The organism is Patulibacter sp. NPDC049589, assembly GCF_040675535.1.
Taxonomy (GTDB): Bacteria; Actinomycetota; Thermoleophilia; order Solirubrobacterales; family Solirubrobacteraceae; genus Patulibacter.
The window spans coordinates 1-10,901 of record NZ_JBFAPC010000181.1; the positions used below are offsets into that span (position 1 = coordinate 1).

General features: G+C 75.8%; 9 protein-coding genes. 6 read left to right on the forward strand and 3 right to left on the reverse strand.

Features of this window, described 5'->3' with window-relative positions; all coding sequences use genetic code 11:
* A partial coding sequence (locus tag AB0L40_RS23620) for a glycerate kinase (protein ID WP_364360531.1) occupies positions 1–967 on the forward strand: 967 nt, incomplete at its 5' end.
* A 37-nt stretch (positions 968–1,004) separates the two neighbouring features.
* On the opposite strand, the gene AB0L40_RS23625 is transcribed toward AB0L40_RS23620, so the two are convergent.
* Positions 1,005–1,838, reverse strand: a complete 834-nt coding sequence (locus tag AB0L40_RS23625) for a helix-turn-helix transcriptional regulator (protein ID WP_364360533.1) — start codon at positions 1,836–1,838, stop codon at positions 1,005–1,007.
* Between the two features lie 114 nt (positions 1,839–1,952).
* On the opposite strand from AB0L40_RS23625, the gene AB0L40_RS23630 reads away from it, so the two are divergent.
* Positions 1,953–2,555, forward strand: a complete 603-nt coding sequence (locus tag AB0L40_RS23630; RefSeq protein WP_364360535.1) for an NAD(P)H-dependent oxidoreductase — start codon at positions 1,953–1,955, stop codon at positions 2,553–2,555.
* 165 nt (positions 2,556–2,720) lie between these two features.
* Positions 2,721–4,259, forward strand: a complete 1,539-nt coding sequence (locus AB0L40_RS23635; protein ID WP_364360537.1) for an alkaline phosphatase D family protein — start codon at positions 2,721–2,723, stop codon at positions 4,257–4,259.
* Positions 4,260–4,591: 332 nt separating this feature from the next.
* On the opposite strand, the gene AB0L40_RS23640 is transcribed toward AB0L40_RS23635, so the two are convergent.
* Positions 4,592–5,332 (reverse strand): SDR family oxidoreductase, encoded by a 741-nt coding sequence (locus AB0L40_RS23640; protein WP_364360539.1) that lies wholly within the window; start codon positions 5,330–5,332, stop codon positions 4,592–4,594.
* Between the two features lie 364 nt (positions 5,333–5,696).
* Here AB0L40_RS23640 and AB0L40_RS23645 point away from each other — a divergent pair, with 364 nt between their 5' ends.
* The 3 genes from AB0L40_RS23645 (at position 5,697) to AB0L40_RS23655 (ending at position 8,126) form a co-directional block, all read left to right on the forward strand.
* Positions 5,697–6,119, forward strand: coding sequence for a TetR-like C-terminal domain-containing protein (locus AB0L40_RS23645; protein WP_364360541.1), 423 nt, complete (start codon positions 5,697–5,699; stop codon positions 6,117–6,119).
* 85 nt (positions 6,120–6,204) lie between these two features.
* Positions 6,205–7,311, forward strand: coding sequence for an ATP-binding cassette domain-containing protein (locus AB0L40_RS23650; protein WP_364360543.1), 1,107 nt, complete (start codon positions 6,205–6,207; stop codon positions 7,309–7,311).
* Complete coding sequence (locus AB0L40_RS23655; RefSeq protein WP_364360545.1) at positions 7,308–8,126, forward strand: ABC transporter permease; 819 nt, start codon at positions 7,308–7,310, stop codon at positions 8,124–8,126. Before AB0L40_RS23650 ends, AB0L40_RS23655 begins: the two co-directional genes overlap by 4 nt.
* A gap of 2 nt (positions 8,127–8,128) precedes the next feature.
* On the opposite strand, the gene AB0L40_RS23660 is transcribed toward AB0L40_RS23655, so the two are convergent.
* Positions 8,129–10,901, reverse strand: a 2,773-nt coding sequence (locus AB0L40_RS23660; RefSeq protein ID WP_364360547.1) for an AAA family ATPase, incomplete at its 5' end; no start/stop codon positions are given.

The following is a 10,901-nucleotide window of genomic DNA, read 5'->3' on the forward strand; positions in this document are numbered from 1 at the left end:
CGCGCACGGCGAGGCCGCTCCGGCCCACGGCGCGGCCCGCCCCGACGCCGCCGCAGCGTCGGGCGATCCCGGCGCCGCCGCCGGTCCGACCGTCCTCGTCGAGGCGGCCGAGGCGATCGCCCTGGCCGCGATCCCGCTGGCGGACCGGGACGTCGGGCGGGCCTCGTCAGCCGGGGTCGGCGACCTCGTCCTGGCCGCGCTCGACCTCGGGGCGCGCCGGATCCTCGTCACCGTCGGCGGCAGCGCGAGCGTCGACGGCGGCGCCGGGTTCCTGCGCGCCCTCGGCGTCGACGCGCCGGCCGGCGGCGCCGCGCTGCTGGCCGACCCGACCGCCGTCGACCCCGCGCTGCCGGGCCTCGACCCGCGGCTCGCGGGCGTGGCGATCGAGCTGCTGCACGACGTCGATGCGCCGCTGTGCGGACCCGACGGCGCGGCCCGCCGGTTCGGGCCCCAGAAGGGCGCGACGCCCCACGAGGTCGACGCCTACGACGCGGCCCTGGCCCGATGGGCCGACGCGTTGCGGGTCGACCCCGACCTGCCCGGCAGCGGTGCCGCCGGCGGCCTCGCCCTCGCTCTGCGGGCGATCGGGGCGACCGCGCGCCCGGGCGCCGAGGCGGTGCTCGACCTCGTGGGGTTCGCGCCGCTCGCCGCCCGTGCGGACCTCGTCCTGACCGCGGAGGGGAGCGTCGACGCCTCGACGCTGCAGGGCAAGACCGTCGACGCCGTGGTGCGCGCCGCCGTGGCCGCCGGCACGCCGGTCGTCGTGCTCGGCGGGCGGGTGGAGGACGCCGCGGCGACCGAGCTGCGGCGCCGCGGGGCCCGCGGCGTGGAGGCTCTGGGTCCCCCCGACCGCCCGCTCGAGGAGGCACTCGCCGCCGCCCGGGACGAGCTGCGTGCGGGCGCGAGCCGAGCGGTCGACGGAGGCTCCCGGGGCGGGAGCGCCCACGGGCGCGAGGCCGCCCGCTGAAGCGCGGGCGGGCGGTCGCGGTCGGTCGCCCGACGGCTCAGCCGACGGCGCGCAGCGGGGTCGCGGCGGCGTGCCGGAGACCGTCGAGCGCGGCGGTGGTCGCGCCGTCGGCGGGGAGGAACGCGACGAGCTGCTGCGCGTCCGCCGGGGGCAGCTCCATCGTCTCGCGCTCGAGTCGCAGCTCGCCCGCGACGGGGTGGACCCAGCGCAGGACGCCTCCGGCCGGGGCGGTGTGACGCTCCAGCCGGTCGGTGAACGCCGCACCGGCTCGCGCGCCGAGCTCCTCCCTGAAGCTGGCGGAGCGCTCGCGCGACGGGCCGAGCCAGAGGTCGGCGGCGAGCTCGTCGGCGACGTGCTCCCAGTCCGGGAAGACGTCGCGGGCCCGCGGGTCGAGGAACACGAACCGGGTCAGGTTCGGCTCCGCCGGGTCGAGGATCCCCACGGGGCGAGCGAGCAGCTCGAACCCATCGGTGTGCGCGAGCACCTCGCCGGTCCGGTCGGTGACGATCGCGGCCGCCGGTTCGAACTGCCGCAGCAGCGTCAGGACCCGGGGCCGCACGGTCCGGTGCGGCCGAGTGGCCGAACCGGGGCATCCTCCACCCGTGATCTTCGCGACGTGCCGGAGGCGCGCGTGGTCGGACGGGTCCAGGCGCAGCGCCGCCGCCAGGGACGCCAGCACCGCCGCGGAGGGGTTGCGGTCCGTTCCCTGCTCGATGCGGACGAGGTACTCGACGCTGATGCCGGCCAGCTGCGCGAGCTCCGAGCGCCGCAGGCCCGGGACCCGACGGCGGGGGCCCGCGGTGAGCCCCACCGCGTGCGGGGGCACAGCGTCGCGGCGGGCCCGGACGAAGTCCCCCAGCGGCGTGCTCATGGGAACGATCATACGCCGGGACGGGCGGGTGCCCGTGGTGCGAGGGTGGCCGTGGCAGGGCCAGCCCTGGCCCGGGTCTGGTGGCCCTCGGCGGCCTGCGTCACGGTGGGATCCATGACCGATCCCACTGCACGAACCAGTCTCGCCGTCGTCATCGGAAGCGTCCGGGAGGGCCGCTTCGGACCGACGGTCGCGTCGTGGTTCAGCGAGCAGGCGAGCACGCTCGACGCGTTCGACGTCACCGTCGTGGACCTCGCGGACCACGAGATCCCGCTCGAGCTCCCCGCGCTGTCGCCGAAGTTCGCCGACAGCGCCTATCCGCGCCCCGAGGGGATGCGCCGGCTGACCGCCGCCCTCGACGACGCCGACGCGTACGTGCTCGTGACGCCCGAGTACAACCACAGCTATCCGGCGTCGCTCAAGGCCGCCATCGACTGGCACTTCACGCAGTGGACGGCGAAGCCCGTCGCGTTCGTGACCTACGGCGGCGCGGCAGGCGGACGGCACGCCGCGCTCCATCTCGAGAACGTCCTGACCGAGCTCCACGCCGTGACGATCCGGGACGGCCTCGCGTTCCCCAACTTCTTCACCGCCTGGACCGACGGCCGGCCGGACGACCCCGACGCCGCGCGGTACGCCGCGACGCTCCTGGAGCAGCTCGCCTGGTGGGCCGAGGCGCTGCGCACGGCTCGGTCCCGCACCCCCTACCCCAGCTGAATGCGCCGGGCGCCACGGCGCAGGGCGGATCCGATGCCATCGCGGGCCGTCCCGCCGGGGTGGCATCGCTTGCAGGCGCCACGAAGGTTCACGCCATCTGCACAGGATCGGCGCGCTCGGCACCGAGGATCGGGGTCCCCCCATCGCAGCAACAAAGGAAGTCCGATGTCCTCACGCATCTCCCGACGCGACCTGCTCGCCGCCGGAGGCGCCGGCGCGGTCGCGCTCTCGTTCGGCGGGCTCTTCGCCGGCCGCGCGGCCGCCCTCCCCCGCGGCGCCTACCCGTTCGTCGCCGGCGTGGCCTCCGGCGAGCCCGCGGCCAACAGCATCGTCCTCTGGACGCGCATCGCCCTCGACGCCCTCGGCCGCGACGCCGTGAAGGGCCAGATCCCCGTCACCTGGGAGCTCGCCCAGGACGAGGGCATGACCCGGATCGTCGCCCGCGGCGTGCAGACGGCGACCGCCGCCGACGGCCACTCGGTGCACGTCGAGGTCCCGAACCTCAAGCCCGGCCGCGAGTACTGGTACCGCTTCTACGCAGGCGGCGAGGCGAGCGCGCTCGGCCGCACCCGCACCGCCCCGAAGCCCGGCCAGTCGCCCGACAGCCTGCGCTTCTGCCTCGCGTCGTGCTCCAACTGGGAGGCCGGGTACTTCACGGCCTACCGGCGGATCGCGGACGACGACCCGTGGTTCGTCGTGCACGTCGGCGACTACATCTACGAGGGCGGGCCCGGCACGTCCGGCGTCCGCCAGCACTCCAACGCCGAGCCGACGGACCTCCCGGCCTACCGCGAGCGCCACAGCCAGTACAACTCCGACCCCGACCTGCTCGAGATGCGGCGCCTCTTCCCGCTGATCCCGACGCCGGACGACCACGAGGTGGAGAACAACTACGCGAACCTGATCTCGCAGGTCGACACCGAGCCCGACCAGGACCCGAAGGTCTTCGCCAGGCGCCGCAAGGCCGCGTACCAGGCGTACTGGGAGTTCATGCCGCTGCGGCTGCCGCAGCACCCGCAGGGCTCGGGCATGCAGCTCTACCGCGAGCTGCCGATGGGCGACCTGGCGAACGTCGTCGTCGCCGACACCCGCCAGTACCGGACGGACCAGCCCTACGGCGACAAGAGCCCGGCGGACGGCCCGGACATGCGCGACCCGAAGGCGACGCTCCCGGGCATCGCGCAGGAGCAGTGGATCGTCGACCGCATGGGCGCGTCGAAGGCGAAGTGGAACGTCCTCGCCCAGCAGGTCCTGATGGCCTCCCACGACGTCGTCCCCGGCGCCCCGAAGGGCTATTCGACCGACCAGTGGGACGCCTACCGCGCGTCCCGCCAGCGCGTGCTGACCGGCATCGCCGACCGCGGCACGAGCAACCCGGTCGTCCTCACCGGCGACATCCACCAGCACTACGCGGCGGACCTGCTGCGCGACTTCGACGACCCGTCCTCGCCGATCGTCGGCTCCGAGCTCTGCGGCACCTCGGTGACCTCCGGCGGCGACGGCAGCGACGCGCACGAGGACCTCAGCGAGAACCCCTGGATCAAGTACAACGGCAAGCGCCGCGGCTACGTGCGCGTGACGATGGACCAGCGCGAGCTGCGGGCGGACTTCCGCACCCTCTCCGCCGTGACGACGCGCGCCGCCCCGGCGTCGACGGGCGCGAGCTTCACGATCCAGGACGGCGTGCGCGGGCTGAAGGCCTGACGCCGGCGCGGCGGCCGCCGCCCTTCCCCGCGGCCGCTCCGGGAATCGCCGCTTCGTCGTCGATTCCCGGACGGCCCCTCGCCGCGGAGCCCGGAGCCCCCGGCGCGCCGCGCGCGTCAGCGCCGCGCGCCGGCGCCGGTCGGTTCAGGACGTCCCGAGCAGGTCGGCGTTGAGGATGGTGCCGCCGAGGCTCTGTGCGTGTCCTTGCTGGGCGGTGGAGGGGTGAGGAGGTCAGAGCGAGGCGCGTGCGGACGGGAGGTCCGAGACGCCCGGGAGACGCAGGGATCCGGTCGCCGAACGCGCGGGGACGACGACGCCCGTCGCGCGCGGCATCAGACCATCCCTCCGTTGGCGCGGAGGGTCTGGCCGTTGACCCAGCGGCCGTCCGGGCCGGCGAGGAAGGCGACGACGCTCGCGATGTCCTCCGGGGTACCGAGGCGCTCCAGCGGCGGGACCTTGGCGAGCTGGTCGACCTGGTCCTGGGTCTTGCCGTCGAGGAAGAGGTCGGTGGCGGTCGGCCCCGGCGCCACCGCGTTGACCGTGATGTCCCGGCCGCGCAGCTCGCGGGCGAGGATGAGCGTCATCGCCTCGATCGCGCCCTTGCTCGCGGCGTACGGGCCGTAGGTCGGGAACTGGGTGCCGACGATCGAGGTCGACAGCGCGACGAACGCGCCGCCGTCCCGCAGGCGGCGGGCGGCCTGCTGGGCGACCACGAACGACCCGCGGATGTTCGTGCGGTGCAGGGCGTCGAGGACGTCCAGGTCCAGGTCCGCGATGGTCGAGAGGGCCATCCGGCCGGCCGAGTGGACCACGACGTCGACGCCGCCGAGCTCGCGCTCCACGCGGTCGAACATCGCGGCGACGGCGGCCTCGTCGGCCACGTCGGCGCCGATGGCGATCGCGTGGCCGCCGGCGGCCGTGATCGCGGCCACCGTCTCCTCGGCCGCGGCGGTGCCGGAGGCGAAGTTGACGACGACCGTCGAGCCGTCGGCGGCCTGGCGCTCGGCGATCGCGCGGCCGATGCCGCGGGAGCCGCCGGTGACGAGGGCGATGCGCTGGGTGGTCGTGCTCATGGTGCCGCTTTCGTCGCTACGTTGAATACGAATCACTGCTACAGACGAACGTAGCACAACTACTAACGACGATACGAAGCGCTAGACTCGGCGCATCAGCACGGACGTCGACCCCCTCCGCACCGCCCTCCTCGAAGCCGCCGAGGCGCAACTCATCGCCGCACCGGACGGCGAGATCGCGACGCGCGCGGTCTGCGAGGCCGTCGGCGTCACCCAGCCGGTCCTGTACCGGCTGTTCGGCGACAAGCGCGGCCTGCTCGACGCGCTCGCCGAGCTCGGGCTGCAGCGCTACGCCGCGAGGAAGGCCGAGCTCGAGGCCTCCGGCGACCCGGTCGCCGACCTCCGGGCCGGGTGGGACGACCACATGGCGTTCGCCCGGGAGAACCCGGCGATCTACCAGCTGATGTTCTCGCCCCGGCCGTGGGCCGGCGCCCGGGCGCGGGAGGGCGTGATGGAGCTGCTCACCGCGACCCTCACCCGCTGCGCCGCGATCGGGGCGCTCCGCGGGCCGGTCGGCGAGGCCGCCGCGATGCTGCTCTCCGCCAACGTCGGGCTGGCGTTCAACCGCGTCGCCGACCCCGAGGCGTTCGGGGACCCGGCGATCTCCGACGCGCTCCGCGACGCGGTCTTCGGCCGCATCCTCGCCAGCCCGGACGCGCCCGGGGACGCCGACCCCCTCGCCGCCGCCGCGCGCCGCCTGGACGCCCAGCTCCTCGTGACCCCGCCGCCCGCGCTCGGGTCCGAGGAGACCGCGTTGCTGCACGTCTGGCTCGACCGGCTCACCTGACCCGGCGATCCCGGGGACCGCGGGTGTGAGCCCGCTGTGCGCCCGCTGCGAGCGGTCTGCGAGCGGCGGGGCGCACTGTGGCGGCATGACCTCCACCACTCCCGCTGCCGACCCGGATCTCGCGATCCAGGCGATCGGCCTGCGCAAGCGCTTCGGCGAGACCCAGGCGCTCGACGGCGTCGACCTGCAGGCCCGCCCCGGCACCATCCTCGGAGTCCTGGGACCCCACGGCGCCGGCAAGACCACCGCCGTCCGCGTCCTCTCCACGCTGCTGCGCCCCGACCAGGGCGTCGGCTTCGTCGGCGGCCGGAACGTCGTCACCGACGCCGTCGCCGTCCGCCGCTCCATCGGCCTGACCGGCCAGTACGCATCGGTCGACGAGAAGCTGACCGGCACCGAGAACCTCGTCCTCTTCGGGCAGCTGCTCGACCTGCGCCGCCGCGACGCGAAGGCCCGCGCGAAGGACCTGCTCGCCTGGTTCGAGCTGCAGGACGCCGCGAACCGCCCCGTCGGCACCTACTCCGGCGGCATGCGCCGGCGCCTGGACCTGGCCGCGAGCCTCGTCGGCCGCCCGGCCGTCGTCTTCCTCGACGAGCCGACGACCGGCCTGGACCCCGCCAAGCGCCAGGCGATGTGGGGCGTCGTCCGCTCCCTGCTGCGCGAGGGCTCCACCGTCCTCCTGACCACGCAGTACCTCGAGGAGGCCGACGCGCTGGCCGACGAGGTCACCGTCATCGACCACGGCCGCGTCATCGCCCACGACACCCCCGACGGGCTCAAGCGCGTCGTCGGCGGCCAGCACCTCACCGTCCGCCCGCGCGACCCCGCGCACCTCGACCGCGTCGCCACGATCATGGCCGCGCTGACCGCGAGCGTCGGCGGCCGCGTCACGTCGCCGGGCCGCGGCGTCCTGACCGCTCCCGTCAGCGGGGAGGCGATGCTCGCCGAGGCCGTCATCCGCCTGGCGTCGGCCGGCGTCGGCGTGGACGAGCTCTCGCTCCGCCTGCCGAGCCTCGACGAGGCGTTCTTCGCGCTGATCGGCCGGACGGCCGACGGCGGCCCCACCGACGACGCGGAGGACGACGGCGGACCGGCGGCGGACGACGACCCTCGCGTCCTCGTCCCCGCCGGCGGGCCCGCCACCGCGCCCAACGACCGAGGTGCGGACTCCGACGGGAGGGCCGCGGCATGAGCACCGTCAGCCTCCCCGCCGGCGGCACCCCCGCCTCCGCCGCGTCCCGCCGCGGCCCCGCGCTGCTGCGCCACAGCGTCGCGCTCGCGCACCGCAGCCTGATCAAGACCTTCCGCACGCCGGAGGCCCTGATCGACGTGACGATCCAGCCGGCGATCTTCCTCGTCCTCTTCACGTACGTCTTCGGCGGCGCCATCGCCGCCGGCTCGCAGCACGACTACCTGCAGTACCTGCTGCCCGGCATCCTCGCCCAGACGATCGCCCTGGCCGGCGCGACGATCGGGGTGAACCTCAACGACGACATCGCGTCCGGCGTGTTCGACCGCTTCCGCAGCCTGCCGATCTCGCGCGCCGCGCCCCTGGTGGGCAAGGTGCTCGCGGACCTCGTCCGCTACGTCCTGCTGTTCACCGTGACGCTCGGGTTCGGCTACGTCCTCGGCTTCCGCGTGCAGACCGGCGTCCTCGACGTCCTGGCCGCCGGGGCCCTCGTCATGGGCTTCGCGCTCTGCCTCTCCTGGGTCTCCGTCTGGATCGGGATGATGGTCCGCACCCCGGACGCGGTGCAGGGCATCACGATGCTCGTGCTCTTCCCGCTGACGTTCGCGAGCTCCACGTTCGTGAAGGCCGACACGCTGCCCGGCTGGCTGCAGACCGTCGTCGACCTCAACCCGCTGACCCACCTCGTCGACAGCCTCCGGGCCCTCCTGCTGGGCGGGCCGAGGGGCGACGACCTGCTGTGGACGCTGCTCTCGATGGCCGCGCTCCTGGTGGTCTTCGTGCCGCTCGCGCTGCGGGCCTACGCCCGGCGGGCCTAGGGTCAGCCCGGCGTCGCCAGCGACGCGGGATCGATCCGCTCCAGCGCGGCCTCGCGATCGAGGCCGCGCCCCCGTGCGTAGGCACGGTCGAAGTCGTCGCCCAGCGCTGCCCGCAGGCCCGTCACGATCCCGGCGGTCTCGGGGCTCAGGAGGTCGTCGGCGCCGCGCAGGGTCGCCGCGGCGCCCAACGTCTCCGCCGCCCGCTCGGGTTCGCCGTGCGCCAGCCGCGCGGCGGCGATCACGACGCCGACCATCGCGACGATCGGCATGTCCCGGGTCCCGCGGGCCGCCTGGTAGCCGTCGACCAGCCGGGCGACGGCCTCGGGGAGACGCCCGTCGTCGAGCTCCAGGCCGGCGATCGTGGTGAGCACCATCGCCCGCTCGTGCCCGATCCCGGCCCGGGGGCGCGCGTCCAGGTGGCGCAGGGCCTCGGTCGCCCAGCGCCACGCGTCCTCGCGGTCGCCCGCCAGCCGCGCGATCCGCCCCATGCTGAGCCGGCCGAAGGCGAGCTCGCGCTCCCCGGCCCAGCCCTCCGCCGCGCGCCGGGCGATCTCGCGCGCGTCGTCGATGCGGCCCTGCCGCAGGCGGATCTCGGCCAACACGTACGGTCCCGGCCCCGACTCCTCGCCGCCGAGGTCCTGCTCCGCCGCCTGCGCCTCGAGGATCGCCGCCTCCGCCCGGTCGAGCTCCCCTGCGTGGAGCAGCGGGACGGCCATCGACGAGAGCGCGGCGGACGTCCCCCAGCGCTCGCCGATCGCGCGGAAGCCCCGGAGCGCCTCCTCGGAGCACCGGAGGGTGGTCTCGAGGTCGCCCTCGTTCTCGGCCAGCTGCCCGGCCAGCAGGTTCGCCGTCGCCCGCACCCAGGGATCGTCGTGGGCGAGCGCGTCCTCCTGCACCCGGTGGACGAGCTTCAGGTCGCCCAGCGCGTAGGCGAACATCGGCCGGACCGCGACCCAGACCGGCCGGTCGGGCGCCTCGGTCGCGGCGATCCGCTCCAGCAGCGCCGCCTGCGACGCCTCGTCGAGCGGGCCCGTCTCGTCGTCGCCGAACATCCGCGCGAAGCCCTCGACGCCCTCGACCAGCACGCGGTCGACGGGGTCGGCGTCCCCGGGGACCTCCAGGGCGATGCGGCCGGCCTCGATCAGCTCGCCGGGGTTGCCGGACGCCACCCAGAAGAGCGTCAGGGACGCCACCATCCGCAGCGCCGCGCGGGCGTCGCGCTCGTCGGCGAAGCAGCGGATCGCCGCGAGCAGGTTCTCGCGCTCGGCCCGCAGCCGGCGCAGCCACGGGACCTGGTCGGCGGTGCGCATGGCCGCGTCGCCCCGCTCGGTCACCCCGGCGAACCACTCGGCGTGGGCGCGCCGCAGCGCCGTCGTCTCGCCCGCCCGCTCCAGCTGCTGCAGGCCGTACTCGCGCAGCGTCTCGAGCATCCGGTACCGCGCCCCGTGGCCGTCCTCGCCGCGGTCGGGCCGGACCTGGATCACGGACTTGTCGACGAGGGCGGCGAGCAGGTCGAGGACGTCCTCGCGGGGCACGCCGTCGCCGCTGCAGACGGCCTCGGCCGCGGCCGGCGTCGCGCCGCCGGGCAGGACGGCGAGCCGGCGCGCCAGGCGACGCTCGGGGTCGGAGAGCAGCTCCCAGCTCCAGTCGACGACGCCACGCAGCGTCCGCTGGCGGGCCTCGGCGGTGCGCGGGCCGGTGGTCAGGAGGCGGAAGCGGTCGTCCAGGCGGGAGGCGAGCTCGCGCAGCGGCATCGTGCGCAGCCGGGCGGCGGCGAGCTCGAGCGCGAGCGGCATGCCGTCCAGGCGCCGGCAGATCTCGACGACCGGGCCGACGGTCTCCGCGTCGACGACGAAGCCGGAGGACGCCGCGGCGGCGCGGTCGGCGAACAGCCGGACCGCGGGCTCCCCCAGCGCGGCGGCGGGCTCCGGGGTCTCGCCGTCCGGCAGCCCCAGGGGGTCGAGCGCGACGACGTGCTCGCCGCCGATCGCGAGCGGCTCGCGACTGGTGGCGAGGATCCGCAGGCCGGGACAGCCACGCAGGAGCGTCTCGGCGATGTCGGCCGCGTCGGCGATCAGGTGCTCGCAGTTGTCGAGCAGCAGCAGCGCGTCGAGCCCCGCGAGGCCGTCGAGGAGCCGGTTCATCGCGCCCGGCGCCCGCGCGCCCGTCGTGGTCCGCAGGCGCGTCGCCTCGCGCAGCGCGAAGACGTCGAGCAGCGCAGCCTCGATCTCGTGCCCCTCGGTCATGGGCGCGAGCTCGACGCGGCGGATCAGCGGCGGGGCCGGCGGGCGGGCGGCGGCCTGTGCGGTGGTCGTCGCCGGGCCGCTTCCGTCGACGGCGGCGAGAACGGTCGTCGCCGGGTCGCCGGCGTCGGGGCCGGCCGGCCGGGGGGCGGCCGCCGCGGGCCCGGACGCGATCCGCGCCTGCCGGCGGGTCGCGGTCTCGTCGGCCAGGCGGGTCTTGCCGGCGCCGCCCGGGCCGACGAGCGTCACGAGGCGCTCGCGGTCCAGGAGCGCGTCGAGCCGGTCGACCTCGGCCTCCCGGCCGACGAAGCTCGTCAGGGGCGTCGGGAGGCCGCCGGACCCGGACGGGGCGGGGCGGGAGGCGGTGGACGGGGCGGAGCCGGGCGGCGGAGAGACCCCGGCGTCCGGAGAGACGTCCCCGGCGGAGGAGGCGTGCGCGGCGGAGGTGACGTGCGCGGCGGCGTAGGACACCCGGATCGTGACGGAGCCGTTGACCGCCGAGGACGAGACCTCTGCGACGCAGATCGCCGCA

Coding starts and splice junctions, on each gene's coding strand:
- AB0L40_RS23630 (WP_364360535.1), top strand. CDS start 1,953: ATGACCGATCCCACTGCACGAACCAGTCTCGCCGTCGTCATCGGAAGC.
- AB0L40_RS23640 (WP_364360539.1), bottom strand. CDS start 5,332: ATGAGCACGACCACCCAGCGCATCGCCCTCGTCACCGGCGGCTCCCGC.
- AB0L40_RS23650 (WP_364360543.1), top strand. CDS start 6,205: ATGACCTCCACCACTCCCGCTGCCGACCCGGATCTCGCGATCCAGGCG.
- AB0L40_RS23645 (WP_364360541.1), top strand. CDS start 5,697: ATGGCGTTCGCCCGGGAGAACCCGGCGATCTACCAGCTGATGTTCTCG.
- AB0L40_RS23635 (WP_364360537.1), top strand. CDS start 2,721: ATGTCCTCACGCATCTCCCGACGCGACCTGCTCGCCGCCGGAGGCGCC.
- AB0L40_RS23625 (WP_364360533.1), bottom strand. CDS start 1,838: ATGAGCACGCCGCTGGGGGACTTCGTCCGGGCCCGCCGCGACGCTGTG.
- AB0L40_RS23655 (WP_364360545.1), top strand. CDS start 7,308: ATGAGCACCGTCAGCCTCCCCGCCGGCGGCACCCCCGCCTCCGCCGCG.